The 24,852-nt window shown below is 70.3% G+C and carries 20 protein-coding genes; 3 read left to right on the top strand and 17 right to left on the bottom strand.

What is annotated here, in order from left to right; all coding sequences use genetic code 11:
• Nucleotides 1–28: 28 nt before the first annotated feature.
• From ACPXY0_RS11400 to ACPXY0_RS11380, 5 genes are read right to left on the bottom strand one after another with little or no spacing between them, the layout of a single operon-like run.
• Nucleotides 29–847 (bottom strand): carbohydrate ABC transporter permease, encoded by an 819-nt coding sequence (locus ACPXY0_RS11400; RefSeq protein ID WP_419940805.1) that lies wholly within the window; start codon nucleotides 845–847, stop codon nucleotides 29–31.
• The gene (locus ACPXY0_RS11395; RefSeq protein ID WP_423924643.1) at nucleotides 840–2,603 is read right to left on the bottom strand and encodes a carbohydrate ABC transporter permease; all 1,764 of its coding nucleotides are present in this window, start codon (nucleotides 2,601–2,603) and stop codon (nucleotides 840–842) included. Before ACPXY0_RS11395 ends, ACPXY0_RS11400 begins: the two co-directional genes overlap by 8 nt.
• Complete coding sequence (locus ACPXY0_RS11390) at nucleotides 2,600–3,931, bottom strand: ABC transporter substrate-binding protein (RefSeq protein ID WP_423924642.1); 1,332 nt, start codon at nucleotides 3,929–3,931, stop codon at nucleotides 2,600–2,602. The genes ACPXY0_RS11395 and ACPXY0_RS11390 overlap by 4 nt, the downstream gene beginning before the upstream one ends.
• Nucleotides 3,928–5,019, bottom strand: coding sequence for an ABC transporter ATP-binding protein (locus tag ACPXY0_RS11385; RefSeq protein WP_423924641.1), 1,092 nt, complete (start codon nucleotides 5,017–5,019; stop codon nucleotides 3,928–3,930). Before ACPXY0_RS11385 ends, ACPXY0_RS11390 begins: the two co-directional genes overlap by 4 nt.
• On the bottom strand, nucleotides 5,016–7,322 hold the full coding sequence (locus ACPXY0_RS11380) for an MGH1-like glycoside hydrolase domain-containing protein (RefSeq protein WP_423924640.1): 2,307 nt from the start codon (nucleotides 7,320–7,322) through the stop codon (nucleotides 5,016–5,018). Before ACPXY0_RS11380 ends, ACPXY0_RS11385 begins: the two co-directional genes overlap by 4 nt.
• A gap of 254 nt (nucleotides 7,323–7,576) precedes the next feature.
• Here ACPXY0_RS11380 and ACPXY0_RS11375 point away from each other — a divergent pair, with 254 nt between their 5' ends.
• Nucleotides 7,577–8,296 (top strand): hypothetical protein, encoded by a 720-nt coding sequence (locus ACPXY0_RS11375; protein WP_423924639.1) that lies wholly within the window; start codon nucleotides 7,577–7,579, stop codon nucleotides 8,294–8,296.
• A gap of 9 nt (nucleotides 8,297–8,305) precedes the next feature.
• On the opposite strand, the gene ACPXY0_RS11370 is transcribed toward ACPXY0_RS11375, so the two are convergent.
• The 12 genes from ACPXY0_RS11370 to ACPXY0_RS11315 all read right to left on the bottom strand — a co-directional run bounded on the left by ACPXY0_RS11370 (nucleotide 8,306) and on the right by ACPXY0_RS11315 (nucleotide 23,269).
• On the bottom strand, nucleotides 8,306–11,065 hold the full coding sequence (locus tag ACPXY0_RS11370; protein WP_423924638.1) for a leucine-rich repeat domain-containing protein: 2,760 nt from the start codon (nucleotides 11,063–11,065) through the stop codon (nucleotides 8,306–8,308).
• 757 nt (nucleotides 11,066–11,822) lie between these two features.
• On the bottom strand, nucleotides 11,823–12,059 hold the full coding sequence (locus tag ACPXY0_RS11365; RefSeq protein ID WP_423924637.1) for a hypothetical protein: 237 nt from the start codon (nucleotides 12,057–12,059) through the stop codon (nucleotides 11,823–11,825).
• Between the two features lie 85 nt (nucleotides 12,060–12,144).
• Nucleotides 12,145–15,324 (bottom strand): VPS10 domain-containing protein, encoded by a 3,180-nt coding sequence (locus ACPXY0_RS11360; protein ID WP_423924636.1) that lies wholly within the window; start codon nucleotides 15,322–15,324, stop codon nucleotides 12,145–12,147.
• A 157-nt stretch (nucleotides 15,325–15,481) separates the two neighbouring features.
• Nucleotides 15,482–15,901, bottom strand: coding sequence for a type II toxin-antitoxin system VapC family toxin (locus ACPXY0_RS11355; protein WP_423924635.1), 420 nt, complete (start codon nucleotides 15,899–15,901; stop codon nucleotides 15,482–15,484).
• Nucleotides 15,901–16,155 carry a FitA-like ribbon-helix-helix domain-containing protein gene (locus tag ACPXY0_RS11350; RefSeq protein ID WP_423924634.1) on the bottom strand — a complete coding sequence of 85 codons (255 nt, stop codon included), beginning with the start codon at nucleotides 16,153–16,155 and terminating at the stop codon, nucleotides 15,901–15,903. Before ACPXY0_RS11350 ends, ACPXY0_RS11355 begins: the two co-directional genes overlap by 1 nt.
• 204 nt (nucleotides 16,156–16,359) lie before the next feature.
• A complete protein-coding gene (locus tag ACPXY0_RS11345; protein ID WP_423924633.1) occupies nucleotides 16,360–17,871 on the bottom strand; it encodes a hypothetical protein in 1,512 nt (503 codons plus the stop codon).
• A gap of 33 nt (nucleotides 17,872–17,904) precedes the next feature.
• A complete protein-coding gene (locus tag ACPXY0_RS11340) occupies nucleotides 17,905–18,498 on the bottom strand; it encodes a hypothetical protein (RefSeq protein ID WP_423924632.1) in 594 nt (197 codons plus the stop codon).
• A gap of 6 nt (nucleotides 18,499–18,504) precedes the next feature.
• Nucleotides 18,505–18,768 (bottom strand): hypothetical protein, encoded by a 264-nt coding sequence (locus ACPXY0_RS11335; protein ID WP_423924631.1) that lies wholly within the window; start codon nucleotides 18,766–18,768, stop codon nucleotides 18,505–18,507.
• A gap of 274 nt (nucleotides 18,769–19,042) precedes the next feature.
• Nucleotides 19,043–20,347, bottom strand: a complete 1,305-nt coding sequence (locus ACPXY0_RS11330) for a hypothetical protein (protein ID WP_423924630.1) — start codon at nucleotides 20,345–20,347, stop codon at nucleotides 19,043–19,045.
• Between the two features lie 40 nt (nucleotides 20,348–20,387).
• On the bottom strand, nucleotides 20,388–21,785 hold the full coding sequence (locus ACPXY0_RS11325) for an NAD(P)(+) transhydrogenase (Re/Si-specific) subunit beta (RefSeq protein WP_423924629.1): 1,398 nt from the start codon (nucleotides 21,783–21,785) through the stop codon (nucleotides 20,388–20,390).
• 3 nt (nucleotides 21,786–21,788) lie between these two features.
• Entirely contained in the window at nucleotides 21,789–22,082 is a 294-nt protein-coding gene (locus tag ACPXY0_RS11320) for an NAD(P) transhydrogenase subunit alpha (RefSeq protein WP_419936500.1), read from the bottom strand.
• A 65-nt stretch (nucleotides 22,083–22,147) separates the two neighbouring features.
• The gene (locus tag ACPXY0_RS11315; protein ID WP_423924628.1) at nucleotides 22,148–23,269 is read right to left on the bottom strand and encodes a Re/Si-specific NAD(P)(+) transhydrogenase subunit alpha; all 1,122 of its coding nucleotides are present in this window, start codon (nucleotides 23,267–23,269) and stop codon (nucleotides 22,148–22,150) included.
• 287 nt (nucleotides 23,270–23,556) lie between these two features.
• Between ACPXY0_RS11315 and ACPXY0_RS11310 the strand changes: the two genes are divergently transcribed.
• Both ACPXY0_RS11310 and ACPXY0_RS11305 read left to right on the top strand, forming a co-directional pair.
• Complete coding sequence (locus ACPXY0_RS11310; protein ID WP_423924627.1) at nucleotides 23,557–24,120, top strand: hypothetical protein; 564 nt, start codon at nucleotides 23,557–23,559, stop codon at nucleotides 24,118–24,120.
• A gap of 29 nt (nucleotides 24,121–24,149) precedes the next feature.
• Nucleotides 24,150–24,833, top strand: coding sequence for a hypothetical protein (locus ACPXY0_RS11305; RefSeq protein ID WP_423924626.1), 684 nt, complete (start codon nucleotides 24,150–24,152; stop codon nucleotides 24,831–24,833).
• The last annotated feature ends 19 nt before the right edge of the window (nucleotides 24,834–24,852 follow it).

Here is a 24,852-nt window from a genome sequence, read left to right as displayed (position 1 = left end):
GCCGTGCCGGGTGCCAGCGTGCGCCACGCTACCGGATCCCCTCCAGCTGGATCCCCCGCACGAAATACCGCTGGGTGAACAGGAACAGGAGCGCGATGGGCAGCACCGCGGCGACGCCGGCCGCCATCTGGTAGGGCCAGTTGATTTCGTAGGTCGAATGGAAGGCGGCGATCCCCACCTCGACGACCCGCATTTCCATGGACCGGGTGACGAGGAGCGGCCACAGCAGGTTCTTCCACGCATCGACGAACGCGAACAGCGCGAGCGTGGCCACGGCGGGCTTCGCGAGCGGCAGGGCGACGCTCCAGAAGATGCGCAGGTGCCCGGCGCCGTCCACGCGCGCGGCGTCCTCCAGTTCCCGGGGCATCGTCCGAAAATACTGTCGCATGAGGAAGATGCCCCACACCGAGACAAGCTCCGTGGAGATGAGCCCCTGGTAGGTGTCGATCCAGCCGACCGCCTCGATCATGAGGAAGCGGGGGATGAGCACGACGACCGCTGGAACCATCATCGTCGACAGGAAGAGCATGAAGAGCCCATCCCGCCCCGGAAAGTCGAGGCGGGCGAAGGCGTAGCCGGCGGCGGCCGAGGTCGCGACCTGGCCCGCCGCCACCACGGTCGCGAACACCAGCGAGTTCACGAAGTACCGCCCGAAGGGCTGGATCGTCAGCGCCTCTGGGTAGTTCGACCACCGCGGCGCCCGCGGCAGGATGCCCCCGGAGAACACTTCAAGCTGTCCCATGAGGCTCGTCAGTCCCATCCACGCGAAGGGCGCCGCCATGACCAGGCACGCCGCGGCGAGCAGCAGCCCCCGCGCCGTCCGCGGCGCCATCGCGCGGTCAGCCATGGGCGCGGCGCGTGTCGAGGAAGCGGAAATGCAGCCAGGTGGCGGCGAACACGACCGCGAACAGCAGCCAGCTCATGGCGGCCGCGTTGCCGAAGCGCAGGAACTCCCACGCCTCCCGGTAAATGTGATAGACGGCCACATCGGTGGCGCCCAGCGGGCCGCCCTCGGTCATCACATAGACGAGTCCAAAGACCTGGAAGGATCCGATGACCGACGTGACGAGCACGAAGAACAGGGTGTGGCGCAGGCCGGGCAGGGTGACGTGGCGGAACCGCTGCCACGGCCCCGCGCCGTCGACCCGGGCCGCGTCGTACCAGTCGCGCGGGATGGCGGCGAGGCCCGCCTGAAAGACCACCATCTGATAGCCCACGACCATCCAGATGCCGATCATCATCAGGCTGATGAGCGCGGTGTCGGGCGAGGTGAGCCACGGGACGGACTCGAGCCCCGCGCGCACCAGAACCTGGTTCAGCAGTCCGTACTGGTCGCTCAACAGCCACTTCCACACCACCGCGATCGCCGCCACGCTGGTGATGCCGGGCAGGAAGAGGGCGAGCCGGGCCCAGCGCAGTCCGCGGCGCGACCCCTGGGTGAGGAGCGCCAGGGCGAGGGCGACGGCCATCGCGGCGGGCACGTGCAGCGTGAACAGCGCCGTGTTCCCGATCGCCGACCACCACTCGCGGTTCGAGAGCAGCGCCGCATAGTTGTCGAGTCCGAGGAAGAGGGGCGCGGGGTCGATGAGGCGCCATTCGTGCAGCGAGATCCATAGGGAGAAGAGGAGCGGCCCAAGGGTGAACGCGAGGATGAGGGCCGCCGCCGGCGCGAGGAGGCCCCACGCCGCCAGGGTTCGGCGCAAGGCGCGGGGGCGGGCCGCGAGCTGCGCGAGGTGGAGGACCAGCGCCAGCAGCAGGGCGGCGAGCCCGCCCGCGGCGGCCAGCGCGACGGCGGGCGAGGCGGTGCGCTCGTATCCGAGGAAGGCGAGGTGGACGTCGGCGACGCGGGCCGCGTGGTAGGTGGCGCCGCCCGCTTCCACCGCGTACGGCGTCACCACGCCTCGTTCGGGCGAGGCGGCGATGGCCGCCGCGACTGCGGCCGGCATGGTCCACTGCTGGTTCGCGGACTCCAGCGAGCGGTCCTCGGCCCACGGGAGGCCGGCGACCCGGGCGGCGCGGGCTGGATCCGCGCCAGTCGCCATGACAAGCTCGACGGCTCGCGCGCCCTGGGCCACCGTGGCGGCGCTCAGCGATCGGAGTTCGCGGTCCGCCCATCGCTCGGCGGCGACCGCCGTCAGGGCGATGCAGCCGACGGAGAGGAGGGCGATGCCCGCCGGGTAGCGCGAGCGCGTCGGACCGCGGCGCCGGGCGGCGGCCCAGCCCGAGATGAGCGCCACGCCCCCCAGCGCGATGGCGGTGGCGATGGCGGGGAAGGCGGTCCAGGGGCCGCCCGCGCGGCGCGGCGCGACCGCGATCCAGGCGGCGGGCTCGAGCGCGCCGGCCTCGTAGGCGTACGCCCCCGCCCCGGCGCCTCCGGCGCCCGCGCCGACGATCGTCGCCCGTTCGCCGAGCAGCCTGGCCACGGCTTGGGCGCCGCCCCCCTCCTCCTCCCACAGCGCGGCCGCCATGCGCGCCTCGGCTTCCGCGCCCTCCACCCGTGCGCCCTCCACCCGGCCCGCGCCGACGGCCAGAACCAACCCGAAGCCGGCGGCGAGGGCGAGGGCGGCGAGGGCGGCGAGGGCCGGCTGCCGCACGCCGCTCACCACCCGAACTCCGCGTCGATGCGGCGGGCCACGTCCGAGGCGCTCGATGCGAGGGACTCTCCCCGCACCAAGCGGCGGTCCATGATCTCGACCGCCAGCGCCTCGATGCGGGAAAAGTCGCGCACCCGGGCGCCCCACGTCATCCGCGCGCCCTCCACCAGCGCGATGAACGCGCCCTCGACCCCCGTGCCGTCCGCCGCGGCGATCTCCGCCGCCACATCCATCCGCGCGGGAATGGCGAGTCCAGACCGCGCCCGAATGCGCTGCGCTTCGGGCGAGGCGAGGAAGCCAGCCAGGTCGATGGCCCGGCGCAGGTGCGGCGCGTTGGGCGGCACGGCCCACCCCGACGCGTACAGTACGCTGGACGCCGCCGTCCGCGACGGATGGTGCGGAATGGGGACGATGGCCAGGTCCAGGGCGCCCGCCTCCACCAGATCGCGGAACACGGGGAGCGTCCAGTGGCCCGACAGCAGGAACGCCTGTCCGCCCGATGCGAAGCGCGCCTCCCGCGCGGGGTCTCCCTGCTGGACAAACTGCGCGCCCGGGGTGAGGCCGTCCTCCGCCAGGGCCGTGAGGAAGCGGTAGGCCTCCAGCGCTTCCGGCCCGTCCATGTAGCCCGCCGCCCCGCTGCCGTCGGGCGCCAGAATGTCGCCTCCCGCCGACCACACGAACGGAATCCACTGGTACAGGTTGCGCGGGAAGTCGAACCCGAACACGTCCTTCCGACCGTCGCCGTCGGTGTCCGCGACGACCGCCTCGGCGGCCCGCCGGAAGTCGCTCCAGGTCCAGCCGGCCGGCGGCGCGGTGGGCGACGGCGCGGCCGGCAGAAGGTCTTCGACGCCCGCGGCGGCGAGCGCGGCCCGATTGGCGTACAGGACCATGGGAGTGAAGTCCTTCGCCAGCGCGAACATGGATTCGCCCCGGCGAAACGCATCCGCCACCGGCCCGAACACGCTGTCCGGTCGAAAGCCGAGCGCCTCCTGCCAGGGTGCGAGGTCCAGCGCCAGCCCGCGCTCCACGAAGGTGGGGATGTCGGGTGAGTCCATGAGGTAGACATCGGGCGGACGCCCCGCCGCGATCGAGGTCAGCAGCCGCTCCTCGTATCCGTTGGGAGCCGATTCGAGCACGACCCGCACGCCGGGGTGCAAGGCCTCGTAGCGGTCGGCCACCTGCCGCTCGATCTCGAGTTCGTGGCCTCCGGCCCAGAGGGCCACGCGCAACGCGGCGCCGGACTCGCCGGGGCCGCAGGCGACCGCCGCGAGGACGACGGTGGCGCAACCGGTGGCGGCCAGAAGGGGCCGGCGCGCGCGCGGTCGAGGGCTCGTCATCGCGAGGCCGGCCGGCCCATCGGTCGCGGCGCGGCCTCCTCGCGGCGGCCATGTGGACCGAACAGGTGACTGCGGTCCCATGCGACGGAGACGCTCACGCGGTCGCCAGGGGCGACCCGCAGGGCGGGGGATGCGCGCGCCACCCACGCCGCGTCGCCGGGGCCGTCCAGGTGCACGCGCTGCTCGCTGCCCAGCGGCTCCACGCGGAGCACGGTGGCCCGGAAGTCGCCGGTCTCGGCCAGCGCGAGGTCCTCCGGCCGCACCGCCAGCGTGGCGCGGTCGAGGCGCGACGGCTCCGCGAGCGCGAACGGACCGCCCGCGAGGCGCCCCCCTTCGTCGCGGGACAGGGGGATGCGGTTGATGGGCGGCGACCCCACGAAGCCCGCCACGAACAGGTTGCCCGGTCGGCGGTAGACCTCCTGCGGCGTGCCCACCTGCTGGAGCAGGCCGCGATCCATGACCGCGACCCGCTGGCCCAGCGACAGCGCTTCCACCTGGTCGTGCGTCACGAAGATCATCGTCGTGCCGAGGCGCCGGTGCAGGGCGGCGATCTCGTCGCGCGTCCGCAAGCGCAGCTCCGCGTCCAGGTTCGAGAGCGGCTCGTCGAACAGGAACACGCCCGGATCGCGGACCATGGCGCGTCCCAGAGCCACCCTTTGGCGCTCTCCCCCGGACAGCTGGCCGGGCCTCCGCGACAGCAGCTCGGAGAGCCCGAGGGCGGCGGCGGCGTCCGCGACGCGCCGCTCGAGCTCGGCGCGCGGCGTGCCGCGCACGCGCAGGCCGAAGCCCAGATTCCGGGCCACGGTCATGTGCGGGTAGAGCGCGTAGCTCTGGAACACCATGGCCACGTCCCGGGCGCCCGGCTCGACATCGTCCACGCGCCGTCCTCCGATCCACACCTCCCCCGAGGTGGGTTCGTCGAGCCCGGCGATGAGGCGCAACAGGGTACTCTTGCCGCACCCCGAGGGGCCCACCAGCACCATCAGCTCCCCGGGCCGGACCTCGAGGTCCACCGTCCGCAGGGCCACGACCTTGCCGTACCGCTTTTCCACGCCGCGCAGCATGACGCCCTGCGTAGCGCGACTCACGGAACCCACGGAACTCGCAAGGCCTCGCCGCGCGGGCCGTCGAACCGCTCGCCGTCCACGGTGACGCTCACCCGCGCGGGTTCCAGGTCGACGCGCACGGTGCGACCCCGCGCGATTGCCGGTCCCAGCGACACGCGGGCGGGACCGTTCGGCAGCGGTCGCACCTCGATTCCCGACGCGTCCACATGGAGCCCGGCGAATCCGCGCGTCAGCAAATCGAGGATCCAGGAGTGCTGGTAGTCGTCGATGCCCCGGAAGTGGCACGCGCGGCCCGTGTGCGGGTTGTAGTGCTCGAAGCAGTTGGGGCGCGAGGGGTCGCCGTCGGTGAACATCATGCGCGCGAAGCGGTTGAGCATGTCGGCCGCCAGCATGCCGGCCCGCGCGCTCCCGCCGCGCCAGCAGCGCAGCAACCCTTCGATCACGTGGCTCGTCGTCATCGGCCATACCCGTCCGTTCCACGGGCAGTTGCGGCGCTTCCCCCGCCAGATGCCCTCCGCCGAGAATCGCGGATCGTCCACGCTGGACGAAGGCAGAGGGAAGCGCGTGCCGAAGCTCCCCGGATCTTCGAGGTGATCCAGCAGGGCGTCGAGGCGGGCGCCGCCCACCCGTGCCGTGAGCAGCGGGTAGAACCCCACCGCCGCCTTCACGCCGGTGCGCTCGCCGGTGCGCCCGTCCACGTCGGTGAACAGCCGGGCCTCCGCCGACCACATGCGTTCGTCGATCGCCCTCCAGCAGCGGGCCGCGAGCCCGCGCCACTCGGCCTCGTCGCCCGCCCGCTCCAGGCGGCGCGCCACCGAGCCGAGGGCGCGGAACAGCTGGTGCGCGTACACCGTGACGTCGATCCCCTTGAGGCGGAGGCGGGGACGCCACCCCGCCACGTCGGCCTCCTCGTCCACGGCCATGTAGCGCGACATGTACTCCTGTCCCGTCTCGAAATGGTTCGTGACGGTGAACATCCCCGACGCCTCGGGGTCGCGCGCCGCCGTCAGCCAGCGGGCGTAGCGCGACAGTGCCTCGTAGCAGCGGGCCAGCGACGCCGCATCGGGGTGCATGTCGTCGACCGCGAGCAGCGCGTCGCCCCAGTTGGCGTGGTAGAAGTCGGTGCCCTCGAGGCGCTCGGGATAGAGGCGCCCGTGGAAGGAGCCGTCGGGCTTCTGGTTGTCGACGAAGTTCAGGAGTGAGCCCCACGCCTCGCGCCCGCCCCTCCGCCAACGCATCTCCATCATGTGGCACTGCGCGCTGTAGGCGATCGGCACGTGGAAGTACTCCGGGCCCTCGGCGATGGCGGGGTGCCGCACCGGGCCCCATGGACCCTCGATGCGGTTCAGGCCAAGGCCGTAGATGCGGTAGTCGAAGTAGCGGTCGAGATATGGATCGCCGCACTGGAAGTGGGGAAACCCGCCGAAGAAGGACTCCCAGGCGGAGGCTGCCGGGGTCTCGCCGGCCGGGGGCGTCGAGGACGTTGGAGCCGGGCGCCGAGCTTCGACGCGCCGGAGGCGGAGGGTCAGCCGGATGGTCGGCGGGCCGCCGTCGTCGATCCCCGCCAGCGGAAGGGCGACGGCGATCCAGATGCACCCGGAGCGGCGTGCGTCCGGGTCGGAGTTGGGGTCGGGGGCCGCGCCGGGCGCGGGGTCGGCGCCCGCGCAAGCGGTCCCGGCGCTCCCCGGGCGGCCGCCGCCGTCTTCCGCGAAGGGCGAATGCCGCCATTCGGGCGCGCCGCGCCCCTCGGACGGGACGATGCGCCGCCACGCGGGCGAAACGGAGCCCGCGAGCTCCAGGCGCAGGACCAATTCCTGCCCGCGCCGGTCCGAGACGGCCCGCGTCCAGCCCACGCCGGCTGCCGTGGGTTCCGCCCCGTCGGTCGCGTCGGCCGGCTGCGCGGTGAAGCCGACGAGGTGGCCCTCGAGCTCGCGGGGGACGTGCCAGGATGATTCCAGGATTCCGCCCGGCAGCACCTGGCGGCGCTCCTCGACGATGACGCCTCGCTCATCCGACCACGTGGCGACCAGCCGCCCGGGCCGCCACCTGCGTGGCGTCGGCTCGCGACCGCTCGGGCCGCAGGTCGCTCTACGGAGGGGGTTTTCCAGCCCGTCGGGGCGCACGAGGGCCACCGAGAACCCCGGGCCGACCTCGTGCTGCAGCAGGTGCACGGGATCCCAGAACCCCGGCCGGTGAAGCCACTGCGGGAACGGCGGCGCCCACACCACGCCGTCCAGCCCCCCCAGGAACCACTTGTCATTGCGAGCCAGCGCCGCGATGCGCGCCCTGGGGGAAACGGCGGGACGGGACGGGGGGTTGTTCATGGCAACACCATCGAACCGCACGGGTCGCCGGTCAACGGCCCGACGGTCCGCCGCCGCCGCGCGACGCCTTAAGGATCATCGTCTTCTTCGCCGCGGGACTGGTTCTCCTCGCGCGCGTGGACGAACTGACACTTCCTCCCGGCGCGGCGCGTAGACGCGCACAGGCCCCCCGCAGCAGCCGGGGGCGCCCGCGCGGCGCGGTGTTCGCGGCCGCGCGACCTGTAGTGCCCTGCATTCAGCCTCTGGAGGAAGATATGTCCCGGAAGCGTCGTTCTCTCGGTTGCCCCTCGAGGCGGATCGCCCTCGCGGGCGCCCTGTTCGTGGGCCTGGTGTCGGCGGGTTGCTTCTTCATCGGGGACAGTGATTCGCGCGACGAGGCCGAGGAGGCGCGGGAGGACCTGCACGAGGCGGCGGAAGAATTCGCCGAGAGCGTGTCGGAGGCCGTGGAGGAGATCGGCGAGGCGATGTCCGAGTTGGCCGAGGAGTTGACCGCCGGCGGGGTCGAGAATCCGATCGAATTCCGCGAGTTCTACGGTTTCCTGCCCGAAGAGGTCGGCGACTTCCGGCGCACCTCACGGGACGGTAGTTCGGGCGGCGCGTTCGGGCTTCGGGTGTCTGTGGTCGAGGCCGAATACGAGGCCGGGAGCGGCGCCGAGATCGATGTCTCCATCGTCGATACCGGCGCCCTTGGGGCGATCGGGTTGGAGGCCTTCGCGGATTGGCTCGATGTCGAGGTCGAGGAGGAGAGCGACCGAGGGTGGGCGCGTACGACGGAATACGGCGGCCACCCCGCCTTCGAGGAGTTCGAACGCAGGAGGGGCGATCGGGGAAGCGGGGAGTTCACTTGGTTCGTGGCGAACCGCTTCGTGATCGAGCTGGAAGGGCGCGACATCACGGCGGACGAACTCTACGCACTGCGCGACGCGATCGACGCCGGCGGCATCGCCGACCTTCGAGACCGCGAGGGGAACTAGTTCGGCGGGCTATCGATTCCAGTCCGCGGGCACGGGGATCCTGCGGCTGACCAGCACTTCCAGGCCGGGGTCGAGAGACAGCGCCTCCGCCACACCCTGAGCGAGTGAGGCGGCCGCCAGCGCGTCGGGCGGCAGATCGCGGAAGATGCCGCGGATCTGACCGGTGGCGGGATCGCGCACGATGGCCACCGCCCGATCGCTCTCGGCATCCAGAGTGTAGGACCCGGGGGGCCCGGAGAGCGTGATGCTCGCCAGCTCGCCAGCCCAACCGGACTGAACGGGCAGAGCGAAAGCGAAGCTCGACCTCCCGTCCCCATCGGCCACCTCCGGCATGGCGAAGGTCAGCGAGAACAATTGTTCGCCGGTCGCCGTCCTCCCGCGTAACTCGTAGGGGCCCGCCGATCGCGGCTGGGTCGGCGGAGCATCGAGGACGAAAGCCGGCTCCAGGTACGGGGCGCCCGTCTCGTCGATGCCGCCCCAGAGCAGGAGCGTCCGGTCCCCCGCGGCGACCGTACGACCGGGGGCCGCGGCCTCCACCCGTTCCACGCGCAGCCGATGACGAAGCGCGTTGCCGAAGTAGTAGTCGCTGATCCACGGCGGGTGGCAGTAGGACATGATGTCCGGCGTGTCCGGCGGGATGAGCTGGTCGCCATCGCGAAAATCGTATCCCCAGGCGCCGATGGTCCCGTTGGGCTGCGGGAACCAGGGATCGGGTCCGGGAGCGGAGCACGGGGCGTGCTCAAGGCTCAGATTGTGTCCGAGTTCGTGGGCGACGATGTCCTCGCGCATATCGGCGAAGCTCGACCTCCCGCCGAGGTAGGCCAGACCGCCACCGTCACTCCCCGTCATCGTGCCCATGTAGTAGCCACTCGCGCCTTCCATGACCCGGATCGTGCTCGTCAGTCCGAGCAGCTCGTTCTGATTGTTGGTCGAGGCGGTCACGGGCTCGTGCACGCTCAGTACGAAGTCCCCGATCGGCAGCAGCGTGCGCGTCATCCACAGGAACTCGTGGTCCGGGGTCAGGCCTTCGACGAATGCGACGATCGACCGGTCCTGACTGCCCTCCCGAAGGAAAGGGATCAGCGTGAGATCGAAGGTGGGCATCTCCCGCACGTCGACGGGACGCCGTCCGGACGCGGGGATCCGCTGAGTGAGACCGAGGGCGGGGTCCACCGTACCGTCCGGGTCGACCTCGACGACCATTTCCAACCCCGGCTGCACGACGCGTGCCGGAACTACGGCGTTAGCGGACACCGCGAGAGAACTCTCGTCGAACTCGGTCGGGACGGGATTGGCCTGTGCGGGAATGTCCACTGAATATTCTTCCACGCCGTCCAGATAAAACCGGGCATTCACGGGCGGGAAGTCGACGACAGCGCCATCGGGAGCCGTGGGAAACACTCGCAGCAAGGCCGAATCGCCCGCCACGAGCGGGACCGGGAACTCGGTCGACTGCACGGCCTGGGTCAGATAGACGGGGAACCCTTCGCCCCCGCAGGGAGACACCCGGTGTTTCCAGATCCCGTCCAGCCAGTTCCGGAACGTGGGTTCGAGCGGCGCGCAGAGACCGGTACCCTGCAGCAGGAGCTCGCTGATGCTGGAGAGCGAGGTCACGGCACTGGGGAGCGCTCCCGACAACCCGGGGTTGTCTCTCAGGTTCAACAAACGCAGCTGTGTCAGACGCCCGAGTTCGGGCGGGACCGGGCCGACCAGCGCGTTCCCGAACAGCACCAGGTGCCGAAGGCTGGCAAGATCACCGAGGGTGGGAGGGATCTCCCCCGTAAGGCCGTTGTCGCCGACGTAGAGCTGTCGCAGCCCGGTGAGGTCGCCGAGCGCAGGGGGGATTTCCCCCGCCAGGTCGTTGTCCGCGAGATAGAGGCGCTCCAGCCTGACGAGGTTTCCGAGGTCGGAGGGGATCTCCCCCGTGACGTCGTTCTCGCTGAGGTAGAGGCGTCGCAGGCTGCCGAGGTTGCCGAGGGCGGCGGGGATTGCCCCTTCCAGCTGGTTCCCGCGCAGGTCCAGCTCGTCCAGATAGGCGATGTCGCCCAGGGCCGGCGGGATCTCACCCCCGATCCTGTTGTCGCGAAGGTCCAGCCGCCGGAGGTCCGGCAGGCCGCCGAGTTCCGGCGGGATCGCGCCCGTCAGTTCGTTTCGTGACAGGACGAGCGTTTGGAGGCGCGGGAGTTCGCCCAGCTCCGGCGGGAGCTGACCGGTCAGCCGATTCAATTCGAGGTTGAGCCCCACAACCCGACCCTCGCCGTCCACCTGAACGCCGTGCCAGACTTCGAGCGGGCGCGGGGTCAGCCAGTTGTCGTTGTTGGACCAGTTCGGTCCGCCCGTCGCCTCGTAGAAGGCGACGAGAGGGGCGTGGTCCTCCGTCCGCGGCGTCGGCACGAGAACGTTGAAGTCCAGCAAGGCCTGAAGGCCTCGAGGGTCCCGGGCCCGGATCGTGATCCTCGCCTCGCCCGGCGCCACCGCGACGACGGCGACAGAACTGCCGGCGAGCGATACCGTAACCACGCCGGTGTTCGAGGTCGCCGCCTCGAAAGTCAGGACATCCCCATCCGGATCCGAGAAGTATGAGGATGCCTCCACCGTGAGCGTGTCGCCCGCGGCGAGTTCCTGAGCCGGGATCGTGCTCGTCGCCACGGGCCGCTGGTTGGGAGAGGACGGGGGAGGCGCCGCCATGTCCTCGCCACAGGCCGCCGCCCAGGAGATGACGAGGACAAGCAGCAATGCGGGTAGGGCGGGGGAGTGTCTTCCGGGCATTAACGATTCCAGATCGACCTGTATATTCGTGTCGGCGCGAGGGGTGCATCAGCCGGCGGTCGAGATCCTCGATGGCGGTCCGCTCGCGGTCGGAACTCTCGATGATACGATCGGCAAGGTACTCGATGTTCTCGACCGGGGCCTCGCCCGCGAGCGACTTGATGCCCACGGTCGCGACGACCCCGAGTGCGTCGCCCATGGTCCGGGCCTCCGCGACGAACGCGCGAGCGAGGGACTCCATCACGCCTTCCGCCCGGGCGATGACGATGTCGGCCCGGCCCGACAGTTCCTCGAGGCGGCGCGACTCCTCCAGGTCCCGGTTGCAGCGGTCCATGACCGCCAGCCGGGCATCGCAATCGTTGTAGAACCTGCGGAGCGCGGCGGCCCGCGCGTCGAGCTTCCCGAGCGCCTCCCCGAGCTTCGCCTCGAGCCTGTCGGCGACGCGGCCCTGCGCACCCGCGAGTTCACTCTCCGGCTCCGCGCGCAGGCGTTCGCGCCAGTACGCGGCGGAACGCTGCGCCTCATCCGCCGCCTCCGCGAGCGAGGCCCGGGCCCGCCCCCATTCCGAGTCCGCCCCGATCGTGCGGGCGCGGTGCTCCGCGATCCGCTCCCGGAAGTCGGCCACCGCGAACTCGTGCACGCGCATCACGGCCCGGGGTTCTCCCTGGCGATAGGCGGTGATGCGGTGTGCTACCGACCGCCGGATCTCCAAGCGCCTCTGCCGGTTGGGGTAGTGCTTGGCGAAGGCGCTCCCCGCTCAGACCGACGCGGCCAGGCCCATGACAATCAGGAATCCCCCAATCCCGCCGGTGACGCCCGCGACGCAGGCCCCGATGAGCGCGAGCGGCAATGCCATGCCGATGATCCACTTGGCCTCCTCGGCCTTCGGTCGCGAACGGGCGATCTCCTTGTCGAGCCGGCGTTCCGCCGCCTGCGCGCTTTGCTCGAAGCAGCGTCGGGCGAGGACATCCAGCGAAACGTCGGAATCGGTCAACGGAGGGCCGCGCCGGCGGGCGCGCGCCACCTCTCGGGGTGCGCGCCCGCCGGGCCCCCGGAACGGTCCACGAGTCCGGCGATGCTCAGCTGGTGGCGCGGGGCGGGGTGCGCACGATCACGCCGGGGACGCCGGCCTCGCGCAGCCGGTTGTTGAACGCGGCCACGTCCGTGTCGATGATCTGCTGGAGCGTCCCCAGCCACTCGCCCAGTTCGGCCTCGAGTTCGTCGGCACGAACGCCCGCCACCTGGTTGGGACGGTCGTAGGTCGACGAGATGTAGCCGTACAGGTTCACGATCTCGTTGTCGAGCATGGGCGGGAAGTTGAGCGGATCCTGTCCCGCCCGGTTCTTCGTCTGGAAGAGTTCCTCCTCGACATCCGTGAGTTTCTCGCCCGCCGCTTCGGCCATCTCCGTGAAATCATCTCCGTAGCCAGCCTCCTCCACGGACGCCGCGACATCCCGCATCTGGGAGCGGATGGAGCGCGCGTCCCGCACCGCGTCGTGCGACTGTTGCAGGAGACCGCGCACGCGAACCATGAGGTCGTGCTGGGCCTGCAGGTCGGCGACCGTGACCTGGTCGGCCACCCGGGGATCGATGTGGACCTCCAGCGGCTGGGTCTGCGTCGCGTCACCCGCGGAGACACGCACCTCGTAGCTTCCCGGCACAGCGGGCACCCGGCCCGCGAAGCCCCAGATCCGGGCGCCCTCGACCAGGTCCGGCCCCTCGCCCTGAAGGTTCCAGACCAGACGGTTGAGGCCCGCGCTCATCTGCAGGCGGTCCGGCGACCAAGTGGACGAGCGCCCGACCGCCGCCTTCGCCTCGTCGTCCCACGAGCCGGGGTTCGAGGAGTAGACGCGCACCACTTCTCCACCGCCGTCCGCGATCTCGAGATTGACGGTCTCCTCCATCCCGTCCCCGAATCCATCTCCGAGCGCGAAGTGGATCACCGCGCCGTTGGGGAACACGCCCTGCGCGCGCACCGCGTCGCCCGGCGCGTAGAGGTGCATGGCCGCGGCGAGCGAGGCCGCGGACATCGAGCGCAGCGCCGAAATGTCATCGAGGATCCAGAAGGAGCGGCCCTGCGTCGCCACGACGAGATCGCCGTCGTGCAGTTGCATGTCGGTGATCGGCGTGATGGGCAGGTTCTGCTGGAAGCGCTGCCAGCGGTCGCCGCCATCGAAGCTCAGGTAGAGCCCGTACTCGGTGCCCGCGTAGAGGAGGCCCTCCCGCTCCGGGTCCTCGCGTACGACGCGCACGAAATGGCCCGGATCGATGCCGTTCGTCGAGAGGCGGGTCCAGCTCTCCCCGTAGTCGTCGGTCCGCCACATGTACGGCGTGTCGTCCTGCATCCGGTAGCGGTAGGCGGCGACGTGTGCCCGCCCCGGCCCGTGCGCCGAGAGGTCGATCATGTTGACGGTCGAGAACTCCGGCAGGTCCCCGGGGGTGACGTCGGCCCAGTTCCCGCCCGCGTCGCGCGAGACGTGAATGAGGCCGTCGTCCGAACCCGCCCACAGAACGCCCGCTTCGTGCGGCGACTCCTCGAAGGCGAAGATCGTCGCGTAGACCTCCACCCCGGTGTTGTCCCAGGTGATGCGGCCGCCCGCGAAGTCCTGCTTCGTGGTGTCGTTACGCGTGAGATCGGGGCTGATCGTCTCCCAGGAATATCCCGCGTCACTCGTCCGGTTCACGAACTGCGACATGTGATAGACGACATCGGGATCGTGCGGCGAGATCCGGATCGGCGCGTTCCATTGGAAGCGGTGCCGCATCATCTTCGCGGCGTGCCCGAGCTGCAGCTGCGGGTAGAGCAACATCTGCCGCACGTCGCCCCTCCCGCGGTCCACCCGGTTGATGCTGCCGCCGTAGCAGCCCGCGTACGTCACATCCGGGTTGCGCGGGTCGATCGCGATGTGCCCGCTCTCGCAGCCCCCGACCGCGGCCCAGTGCTGTGCCGGCTGCACCGCCGGCATCCCCCGGCTCGGCACCATGATCGTGGAGTTGTCCTGCTGCGAGCCGTACACCCGGTAGGGGAACTGGTTGTCGACGAAGACCCGGTAGATCTCGGCCGTGTTCTGGTTGTAGTACGTGGACCAGCTCTCGGCGCCCGTCGTCGTGACCTGCCCGCCGCCGTCGTCCGCCACCACCTGGAAGTCAGGGTCCTCGTAGTTGATCCAGAGGTCGTGCACGTCGCCGTGCGGGACGGAATAACCCTCCCAGGTCACCCCGCCATCGATCGACTTGTTGTAGCCGACGTTGAGGGCGTAGACCGTGTTCTCATCCACCGGGTCGGCGTAAATGTGCGTGTAGTACCACGCGCGCTGCTGAAGCCCGCGGTCGTCGTTGACCCGGCTCCAGCTGTCGCCGCCGTCGTCAGACCGATAGACGCCGCCGCGGTCGTTGGGCGCCTCGATGAGGACCCACACGCGGTCGGGGTTCGCGCGGGAGACCGTAACGGCGGCCTTGCCCACGAGGCCCGTGGGGAGTCCGCCCTCGAGCCGGTCCCACGTGTCGCCGCCGTCGGTCGAGCGGAAGATGCCGGACTCCTCTGAACCCGAGATCGCGGTCCACGGCTTGCGCTCGCCCCGCCACGCGGCGGCGAAGATGATTCGCGGATTGCCCGGGTTCATCGCGAGGTCGACGACGCCCGTGGAGTCGGAGATCGCGAGGACGTGGTCCCACGTCTCTCCGCCGTCGGTCGTGCGGAAGACGCCGCGCTCGGGGTTGGGACCGAACGGATCGCCCATCGCCGCCACGAAAGCGATGTCCGCATCGCGCGGGTGGACCTCGATGCGGCCGATCTGGCCCGCGTTCGGCAGCCCGACATGGGTCCAGGAATCGCCGCCGTCGGTGCTGCGGTAGACGCCGATCCCCTTCGACACGTTGCCGCGGATGCAGGCCGAGCCCGTCCCCACGTAGATGACGTTGTGGTCGCCGTCCGCCACGTCGATGGCTCCGATGGAGCCGGTCTCGAAGTAGCCGTCGGAGATGTTGCTCCAGTTGAGGCCGGCGTCGTCGGTGCGCCACACGCCGCCGCCGGTTGCACCCATGAAATAGGTCAGCGGCTGCTCGGTGATCCCTGCCACGGCGGTGCTCCGCCCACCCCGCGGCGGGCCGATGGAGCGGAAGCCGAGTCCGGCGACATCGGCGGAGTCGAAGACCACGGCCTCCTGCGCGGCGAGCACCGGAGTCGACGCGGCGAAAATCAGTGAGACGGCAACGAGCGGGGTCAGCGTGGCGAGCGTGAGAACATCCTGCTTGCGCATGGGGCTTTGGCTCCTGTTCCGGCGACACCTGAATCGGCTGTGGCTATGCGGGGCCGCCGGACGGGGCGCCGGTCAGGACCCGCGGGAGCGCAAACGTAGATCGATGATGGGCGTCCCGACAATCACAAGTCGGGGGTGCCGCCTGACGGATCCGGGATCACCGCTCCCAGGGGTCGACGAGGGCAATGCCCAGCCCCTCGAAGTCGCGGACGTTCCTCGTGACGATCGTGGAGCCACGAGAACCGGCAATCGCCGCGATCTGACAATCGGCCTGCGAGATGGGCCGGCCGGCCGCGCGCCGCGTGGCGGCGATCGTCGCGTAGTGACGGGCCGCCCTGCTGTCGAAAGGCAGGCTGCGGCTGGCGAAATCTTCCCTCAGCACCTGTTCGATAGCGGCGGCGAGCGCATCTCTGCGCACCCCCCGCGGCATGATCTCGACCCCGAACCAGAGTTCTGCCTCCCCGATTGCCGTGAAGAAGAGGCTGGCGGCGGGACGTCCTCCTACCCAGGCCTCGACGGCCGGACGGGGCACCGGACGCATCAGTTCGGACACGACGTTCGTATCGAGAACGAACATCAGGATGACGCGCCGTCGAAGGTGGGTGGCTCGCGCACGGGTTCCCGCGCCGGAAGTTCGAGTTCGACACCGCCGAAGGGTTCGAAGCGAGCGCGGATGGCCCGCGCCAGGTTTCGAGGTTCGGCCCGCTCTTCGACCGCCGCGCGCAGTATGGTCCGTGCCTCCTCCTCCATCGAGCGACCGTTGCTCGCCGCACGAATGCGAAGCCGGGTCTTCACTTCGTCGTCCAGGTTACGAATTGTGATGCTGGCCATGGGCTCTCCCTCGCGGGTCCACGGTTGATCTGCCGGGACGGACACACAACTTGTGATTGCAATGCAATCATGTCAACGAACGGAGGCCGTCGCGCGGAGGCCGTCTCCACGCCCGGCATGACGCGTTGACGGCATGGTTGGGGGAAGTGCCCCGGCGCGCACAGGCCTCGTGCGCGCCGGGCACACTGGGTACTGCGGGCCTAGCTAGCGTGAGATCCGCGTCGAGTAGGCCGACACGTCTCTCGGTTGGTAGTCCTCTCCCGTGACCTCGATCAGGCGGACCCGGTAGTGTGAACCGAGTCGCCGATCGGGGACTCGGAACTCCAGGATGCGCCCCGGGGAGAGCGGGCCCGCCACGATGACCTCCTTCCGGGTTCCATCGTCGGACTCGAACACCTCCGACCCTGGCGCACGGAGCGCCCCGATGTCCGGGCCTTCGACCGCCAGCCATGCGCCGCCGAGGCGCGCACCGGCCGGTGCCATCAACTCGACCGCAAGGAAACCGGGCTCCGGCTCCCCGGCGGAAGGCTCGATGAGGCCGCCCCCCTGATCGCAGCCCCACGAAAGGGTGACCACCGCGAGGAACGCGAGCGCGGTCCGGGTCCGGCTTCTGCGCCTTCGGCCACCCCTGTCCGGTCGATGGCCACGGGGATAGCAGCGAGACCGCCGTCTCCTCGGACGGTTGGACCGCTCAGCTCGCCGGCAGCGGACGGCCCAGGAGAGCATATCCCCCAAGTCATAGCGTCCGTTACGGTTGCCCAGACGGTCCAGTGCGTTCAGTTGCGCTTCGCCGAGGCCTCCTCCTCCGAGCAGCGCCGCCGCCGCCGCATCCGGTGTTACATCGCCGAGCAGCTTCAGCGCCTCCTCCGACCCAGGCTGCAGCGGGCCCACGACTCGAGGTTGGTCCGCCGAGGCCCCGTCGTCGTCCCTGATGTTGACGACGAGGTCCGCGCCGCGCCCGTCGTAGCCGCCGCCGGACGCCTTCACCCAGAGTCTCACCTGCTCGTCCGCGGTGTCGGCGTCGTGGGCCGCCGTGACCGTGACGGCCCAACCCCCGTTCCAATACGGGAGCCTGAACGTCCACGTCGACCAATCGACATCGAGGTCCGTGCCATCCGTTCCCGTCACCGTCACAGTCACAGGGCCCGTCGGCGCGCTCGTCGGCACGACTATAAAGGCGGCGCCGTCCTCATCCCCCTCATCGATGGTCAACTCGGTCGGCGCCACCATGAGGCGGTCCGGGGGCAGGTCGACCCACAGGCTGTTGACGCCGAGCTGGTTCCCGTCGCCCGTCGCCACCGATCTCGCGGCTCCAGGATCAACGCCGATCCACAGACGCCCGTCCTGGTCCGGCATCATCCTGGCCGTGTATTCCAGACCCGCGCGAACCTCCGTGTAGTCCCAGAGGAGCACGCCGATATTCGTGGTGTCCACGGTCGTAAGGGAGTGGGTCTGCCAGTCGATGTCCTCCCGCGTGAAGCCTTCGACCGGCTCGCTGAACATGAAGCGCGTGGTGAACGGACCCGTCGCGATCCCCGCGTCATACTCGTCCCGTGCCGGCTGGACCCCCTCGAAGGTGATCTCGACCCGCGGCCCCGGGAACCGATCCAGGATGCGGATGATCTCAGTGCTGGTCGCGACATCGGCGAGAGTCGCGGAGATCCTGATCCGCTCGTCCCCTTCCTCGCGTTCGTCGTCGCGCGCCGCGAGCGTCAATTCGACGGAACTGGAGCCCGTCGGCAGTTCGATCTAGTGGTCAGGATGCGCGATGTCGATTTCGCCGGAGGTGGGCTGCAGGAGCAACTCGAACGTCTCGGTGCCTTCGCGGACATCGTCGTCGAAGAGCGGCAGGATCAGGTCCGTACGCCCCACCCACCGGCCATCTTCCAATGCGTACTTCTCCCCCATCATGAGCAGCCCGCCGCTCACCGACTCATAGTCTTCGCCCGATGTCGCGGTGAGTCCGTCGATGGACGATTCCTCTCCTCTCGTCGCAACCAGGACGCCGACGGTCACCCCTCTGGGCATGCCGGGCGCCATTCGTGCGACGAACTGCGCGCGGGCGCGCCCCACGTCCTCCGCGAACGTGTAGGAGTCGCGGGACAGGGAGAAGCTCACCACCGGGGTTTCCTGCGCGATGACGTGGACGGCCGCCTTCGCGTGGGCCGTATCGTAACCGTCTACGTCATCCACGGTCGCCGTGAGAGCGCCGCTGTGGGAGACGCCTTGCTTGAAATCACTGCGAGGAATGGTCAGTACCGCGATCGTGTCGCCGGCGCGAAGAGTCACGTCGCGAAAGCTGTCGGCGAGCCATTCCTGCTCCTGCTCCAGCTTGACCCTCACCGGGAGTCAATTCCCCGGCGCGGTGCGCTTCACCGCGAGGTGCAGGTCCTCCAGCCTCGCGAACATCGTGTCGGGTTCGGCGCTGATGAAGAGCTCCGGCTCCGCTCTTCGGTCAGTGCTTTCGACCCCGAACAGCGGTCCGGCGGCACGGTTGCCGTCCGCCCACGTCGAACTGTTGGCTGCGGCGGTCTCCTCAGGAAGTGCAGGTAGCGTCTGAGCCTGTACGGGCGTGCCTACCGTGACGGCCAGCGCGGTCAGGAGCGACCGCATCGACACTCGTCGAAGGCGAATTCCCCGCCACCGACGGGTCCGAAAGGAAAGTTGTTCCAGGCGAAAATGATATATGGGCCAACGTCTGTATGCCGATTGCATGTTCGACCCCTGTCTTCATAGGTAGGCTCCGGTGTCGTTGCATCACGACGCCTCCGTTCGCGACCGGGGTCCGTCCCGCTGCGTTCACATCATCAGGATACTGGCCCAGCGCAGGAATGGTTCCTGGGTTCGTGCGGCGGGGAAGCGGTGGGCCGGAACGCCGGAGTGGCGCTCAGTCGGTGCGCGCGGCTCGCGTGAACGCTTCGCGCAGTGCGCGGATGACGAGGGCGTCTTCGCCTTCGCGGAGGAGCCGGGTCCGGATCGTCATCAGGTAGGCGAGCCGCGGCTCTGCGGCCATGAGGGCGGCTTTCGCCTCGTCGGTCGAGAGCGGGATGACCTCGGGATCCCAGGTGAGTTCCACGTCCTCATAGCCCGCGGTGTTCGTCACAACCTCCGCGGTGAGTCCGGGGACGTCGGCCAGTTCAGCGGCGATGCGTCCGGCCATCTCGGACCAGCCGGCGACCCAGGCGTCGACGTCACGCGCGACGTAGCGGTCCAGCGCGACGACGAGGCCGACGATCTCTTCCTTCCCGACCTTCATGCCGCGGCCGATGGCGTCGTTCGGCGAGGCGTTGAGGCCGGCCGCCTCGATGAGGTCGGCGCGGCCGGCGAGGATGCCGGACGACTGCGGTCCGCCGATCCCCTTGCCGCCGCTGATCACGATGAGATCGGCGCCCGCGCCCACGAACTCGCGCAGGCCGACGCCGGTCGGAAGGTCCGACGCCATGTCGACGAGGACGGGGACGTCCGCCTCGCGCCCGATCTCGATCTGCTCGCGAACCGTCATCACCTCGGGCCCCGGGGCGGGCGCCCAGTCGACGGGAGCGGGCGGCGCGAACATCGTCTGCCGCTCGGCCGTCGCGAGCGCGGCGATCATCGCGGTGCGCTCCGAGAGCTGCGCCCGGAAGTCCTCCCGGGTCGCGGCCTCGACGATCGTCATCCCCGCGTCGCGATACGCGCGGTCGTAGCCGAACCGGTGCGGCGTCTGGATCAGACATTCGCGACGCGGCCAGGTGGGGAGGGGGAGGGGGAGGGCGCGGACGCGCTCGGGGTCCGTTCCGGTCAGGCAGCCGGCCGCTCCCAGCACCATGGCCGAGAAGCCACCGGCGGTGACGAGCGCCGCCTCGGTCCCTAGCCGCTCGGCGATCCGCGCCCCCGCCGCCTCCAGCAACTCGTGCATGTCGACGAAGAACTCGTTCGCCTCGGCCATGGCCGCGATGACTTCCGGGTCCATGCGCCCGCCGCCGAGCCGGGAGACGTGCTCGTGGGCCGGAAGGTGAGGCCGGACGCCGAGGAGCCGCGTGTAGATGTTGTCGCGGTAGACCGCCGCGAGCGCCTCCGGGTCGGTAGGCCAATCGTCCTGCACCGGGCTCCGCGCGCTTCCGCCTGACCCGGGCTCGCACCCCGAGAGCCCCATGGTGAGGCCGGCGGCCCCGGCCCCCGTCCGGATCACGAAGCCGCGGCGGTCGACGGTCACGACCGGGTGGCGGCGGTCCGCTGCGGGCGGCGGCGGCGGCTCACAGCTGCTTCACCTCCTCTGCGATGCGGGCGAGGGCGTCCGCGGCGTCCCCGAAGAACATGCGGTTGTTCCGCAGGTAGAAGAGCGGGTTGTCGATCCCCGCGTACCCCACGGACAGGGAGCGCTTGATGACGATGCACGTCTTCGCCCGGTCCGTCTCGATGATCGGCATGCCGCCGATCGGGCTCGAGGGGTCGTCGCGCGCGAGCGGGTTCACGACGTCGTTCGCCCCCACGACCACCGCGACATCGATGTTCTCCATGTCGGAGTTCACGTCCTCGGGCTCGCACAGCTGCTCGTAAGGGACGTTGGCCTCGGCCAGCAGCACGTTCATATGGCCCGGCATGCGCCCCGCGACGGGGTGGACGCAGTAGCGGACCGAGACCCCGCGCGCGGTCAGCAAGTCCGCCAGCTCACGGATCCGGTGCTGCGCCTGCGCGACGGCGAGACCGTAGCCCGGGACGAAGATGACCTGCGAGGCGTAGCCCAGGACCATGGCCGAGTCCTCGGCATCGATCGGCGTCGCGACCCGGTCGCCGTCCGCGGCCCGGACCGCGGCCGCCGTGCCCGTGCCGAAAGCACTGAACAGCACGTTTCTCAGCGAGCGGTTCATGGCGCGGCACATGATGCCGGTAAGGATGAGCCCCGACGCGCCGACGAGCGCGCCCGAGATGATGAGCGCGTTGTTCTCGAGCACGAACCCGGCGGCCGCCGCCGCAAGCCCCGAATAGGAGTTGAGCAGCGCCACCACCACCGGCATGTCCGCGCCCCCGATCGGGATCACGAACAGGACGCCGAGGATGAGGGCGGCCGCGACCAGACCCCAGTAGAAGAGGAGGTTCGACTCGAAGCCGGCGAGGTAGACGGCCACGACCAGGGCGACCGCCAGGAAGAAGCCGGCCGAGAATCGCACGAACGGGTTCGAAATCGCGTTGCCCGTCACGAACCCCTGCAGTTTTCCGAACGCGATCATGCTGCCGGAGAAGGTCACGGCCCCGATCAGCGTCCCGGCCATGATCGAGACACCCGAGTCCACCGCGAGCGTCTCCGCCCCATTGAGGACCATCAGGTACTCGCCGACCGCGACCAGGCCGGAAGCGGCCCCTCCGAACCCGTTGAACACCGCCACCATCTCCGGCATGGAGGTCATCTTCACGGTCCGGGCCATGACCGCGCCGATGAGGCCCCCGATCGCGAGGCCGACGATGATCCAGGTGTAGCCGAGATCGCGTTCGAGCAGCGTCGCGATGACCGCGAGCAGCATCCCGATTCCAGCGAGCCGGTTGCCGCCCGCCGCCGTCTCCGGGTGGCTGAGTCGCTTGATCCCGAGGATGAACAGAACGGCGGACACCAGATAGGCGAGCGGAATCATCGTCGTCAGTCCTGTCGCGCCCATGGCTCAGCTCGCGTCCTTGCTCTTGAACATCTGGAGCATGCGGTCGGTGACGAGAAAGCCGCCGACCACGTTGATCGTGGCGAGGATCAGCGCCGCCAGCCCGATCCACCGCATGAGCGGCGCGTCTCCGGCCCGGCCGATGACGAGCAGGGCGCCCACGATCGAGATCCCGGAGATCGCGTTCGAACCCGACATGAGCGGCGTGTGCAGCGTCGGGGGAACCTTCGTGATGAGTTCGAACCCGACGAACATCGCGAGCACGAACACATACAGTCCGATCAGGAGCGTTCCGTCCATCCGTCAGGCCTCGTGTACGGGTTGCGCCGGGGGTCGGCAGGGTCGGCCAGCCCCCGTCTCGGGTCTCATGCGCCGAACCGGACCTCTCCCGCGTGCGCGACACAGCAGGGCCCGATCACGTCGTCTTCCAGATCCACGGCCACGCCGTCCTCGCCGATCATCGGCTTCACGAGCGCGGAGAGATTGCGGCCGAGCAGCTGGCTCGCGTGGTGGGGGAGCGACCCCGGGACGTTCAGCGGGGCGTGGATCGTCACCCCACGCTCGACGACCGTTTCGCCGGGCTTCGAGAGTGCGCAGTTGCCCCCGGCCTCGCCGGCGAGGTCGACGATCACGGAGCCCGGCTTCATCCGGTCCACCATGTCGTCGGTGATCAGCACGGGCGCCGCGCGCCCCGGGACCAGCGCCGTGGTGATGGCGACGTCCGCCCGGGCGATGTGCCGGGCCAGCAGTTCCCGCTGCCGCGACTGCTCCGCCGCCTCGAGTTCCTTCGCGTACCCGCCCTCGGTCTGCGCGTCCTGGGCGGCCCCCTCGTCGAGGTCCACGAACTTCGCCCCGAGACTCTTGACCTCCTCCTTCACCGCGGCGCGGATGTCGTAGCCCCATGTGTCCGCGCCCAGGCGACGGGCCGTCGCGATCGCCTGCAGCCCCGCGACGCCCGCCCCGAGGACGAGCACGCGCGCCGGCGACAGCGTGCCGGCCGCCGTCATCAGGAGGGGGAAGATCCGGCCCAGCGAGTTGGCGGCGATGAGGACGGCCTTGTAGCCCGCGAGGTTGCTCTGCGAGGAGAGCGCGTCCATCGACTGCGCGCGCGTGATCCGGGGGACGAGTTCCAGGGCGAGGACCGTGACGCCCCGCCCGGCCAGACGCTCGATGAGCGCCTCGTTCTCGTGCGGCCGGAGCAGGCAGGCGAGCACCGTCCCCTCCGGGAGCCGATCCACTTCGGCCTCCGTCGGCGGGGCGACCTTGAAGACGATGTCCGCCTCGTCCAGGAGCCGCCCCGCGTTGGCGACGATCTCCGCGCCGACCTCCTCGTACGATGCGTCCGGAAAGCCCGCCGACGCGCCCGCCCCGGCCTCGACCGCCACCGAGATCTGGTCGGAGATGAGACGCCTGGCGCCATCCGGCGTGAGGGCGACCCGCGTCTCCCCGGCGGCCGTCTCGCGCGGAACACAGACTCGAACGCTCAACGGCCGCTCCGATCCATGTGATGGGTCCATGTGACGTGCTTGTCACGTCGAAGCCGCGCCGACGTACGACCGACGTGACGGTCGGCTCCGCGTGCGTGCAGGGCGCGAATCTTGAGAGCCCGACGGCCGCGCGCAACGCGCCCCCCGCGCCCCCCCCTGCGGAACTTCGGGCTGCCGGCGCCGTCTCGATTGCGCCCCGGCCCCGGCGGGTGCCTATTCATCCCGCTCGCCTGCGCGCGCGCCGCGCCGCGGGAGGGCGCTGACCGTTCCTACCCAAGGAGGACCGCATGCTCCGCCGTTCGTTCACCGCGCTGGCCGCTCTCATCCCCGCTCTGTCCATCGTCGCCGCCGCGGAAGTGACCGCCCAGGACGCGGTCGAGCTCGCCGTAGCGCCCATCCCCTCGGAGTCCGAGCAGGCCGGCGCCAGGGTGATCCAGAAGCAGGGATCGGAGTGGGTGACGCTCCGCGAGGGTACGGGATCGTTCATCTGCATCGCGGACGAAGCGGGCGACGACCGCTTCCACACCGCCTGCTACCATGAGTCGCTCGAGCCCTACATGGCGCGCGGTCGCGAGCTCACCGCACAGGGGGTGACGGGCCGGGACAACGTCGAGATGCGGATGGCCGAGATCGAGGCCGGCACGCTGGAGATGCCGGGCTACGCCTTCCTCCACGCGATCTACGCGGCCGAGGGCTGGTCCGGCGACATGGACGCCGTTCAGAGGCGTCAATCCGTGATCTACACCCCGTTCGCGACCGCCGAGGCACTGGGTCTCCCCACCGTGGCGACCCGGGGCGCGTGGCTCATGGGGGCCGGCACGGCGAACGCGCACGTCATGATCACGCCCTAGGCGGATCCCCGGGAAGGTTTCGACGGGCCGTGGCCGAACTCACGCGACACCAACTGGGCGGACTCCTCCTGAGCGCGCTGCGCGACCGGGGGCTCGGTGTGCGCGACCTCTTCGAGGGCCGGCAGGAACCGCTCTCGTGGTTCTTCCGGGTGCTCGCGTACGACCAGTCGGAACTCGACATCCTCGAGTCCGGCGCGCTCGACACGCTCCACGCGCCCTCGGCCATGGTGGAACTGGCGGTCGACGAGATGGCCCTCGGGCTCATCAACATCGGGACCGAGGGCCTGGCCACCTACCTGGCGCAGCCGTCCTCGGACGTGCCCGGCGGCGACCCGCTGGAACTCGACGGCGAGGTGATGCTCGGGTGCGTCCACATCGACGTCGCGCCGCCGGTCCTGTGGCTCGACGAGCGGGAGTCGAACCCCTCCAGGAATGACGCGCTCGCCTCACGGCTCACCCGGGTGGCGCAGGAGGTGGGCGCGGTCTCCGACACGGTCGAGGTCCACATCGAGGGTGCCCTCGATCCCGGGGGCGGGTGGAACGATCCACGGGAAAGCGTCCGCCCCGCCGGGGTCGCGGTCCACTTCACCTTCGACATTCCGCTCGTCGGCACCGGCAAGCGGGAACTCGCCGAGGTGTTCACGCGGGTGGCGGAGGCGGCCGCCGACGCGGTGGAGGCGTTGCGGTCCGTCTTCCGCGGAGACAGCGAATAGCGAGCCCCGCGGCCGGCGG

Source organism: Candidatus Palauibacter sp., assembly GCF_965237495.1.
Lineage (GTDB): Bacteria > Gemmatimonadota > Gemmatimonadetes > Palauibacterales > Palauibacteraceae > Palauibacter.
The sequence above is the reverse complement of the archived record's forward strand: the minus strand, read 5'-3'. Positions and strand labels throughout refer to the sequence as shown.

What these genes read in the sequence shown, in the direction of transcription:
- ACPXY0_RS11335 (WP_423924631.1), bottom strand. Translation starts at nt 18,768, where the DNA reads ATGCGGTCGCTCCTGACCGCGCTGGCCGTCACGGTAGGCACGCCCGTA.
- ACPXY0_RS11320 (WP_419936500.1), bottom strand. Translation starts at nt 22,082, where the DNA reads ATGGACGGAACGCTCCTGATCGGACTGTATGTGTTCGTGCTCGCGATG.
- ACPXY0_RS11400 (WP_419940805.1), bottom strand. Translation starts at nt 847, where the DNA reads ATGGCTGACCGCGCGATGGCGCCGCGGACGGCGCGGGGGCTGCTGCTC.
- ACPXY0_RS11325 (WP_423924629.1), bottom strand. Translation starts at nt 21,785, where the DNA reads ATGGGCGCGACAGGACTGACGACGATGATTCCGCTCGCCTATCTGGTG.
- ACPXY0_RS11390 (WP_423924642.1), bottom strand. Translation starts at nt 3,931, where the DNA reads ATGACGAGCCCTCGACCGCGCGCGCGCCGGCCCCTTCTGGCCGCCACC.
- ACPXY0_RS11360 (WP_423924636.1), bottom strand. Translation starts at nt 15,324, where the DNA reads ATGCGCAAGCAGGATGTTCTCACGCTCGCCACGCTGACCCCGCTCGTT.
- ACPXY0_RS11355 (WP_423924635.1), bottom strand. Translation starts at nt 15,901, where the DNA reads ATGTTCGTTCTCGATACGAACGTCGTGTCCGAACTGATGCGTCCGGTG.
- ACPXY0_RS11310 (WP_423924627.1), top strand. Translation starts at nt 23,557, where the DNA reads ATGCTCCGCCGTTCGTTCACCGCGCTGGCCGCTCTCATCCCCGCTCTG.
- ACPXY0_RS11380 (WP_423924640.1), bottom strand. Translation starts at nt 7,322, where the DNA reads ATGAACAACCCCCCGTCCCGTCCCGCCGTTTCCCCCAGGGCGCGCATC.
- ACPXY0_RS11375 (WP_423924639.1), top strand. Translation starts at nt 7,577, where the DNA reads ATGTCCCGGAAGCGTCGTTCTCTCGGTTGCCCCTCGAGGCGGATCGCC.
- ACPXY0_RS11370 (WP_423924638.1), bottom strand. Translation starts at nt 11,065, where the DNA reads ATGCCCGGAAGACACTCCCCCGCCCTACCCGCATTGCTGCTTGTCCTC.
- ACPXY0_RS11350 (WP_423924634.1), bottom strand. Translation starts at nt 16,155, where the DNA reads ATGGCCAGCATCACAATTCGTAACCTGGACGACGAAGTGAAGACCCGG.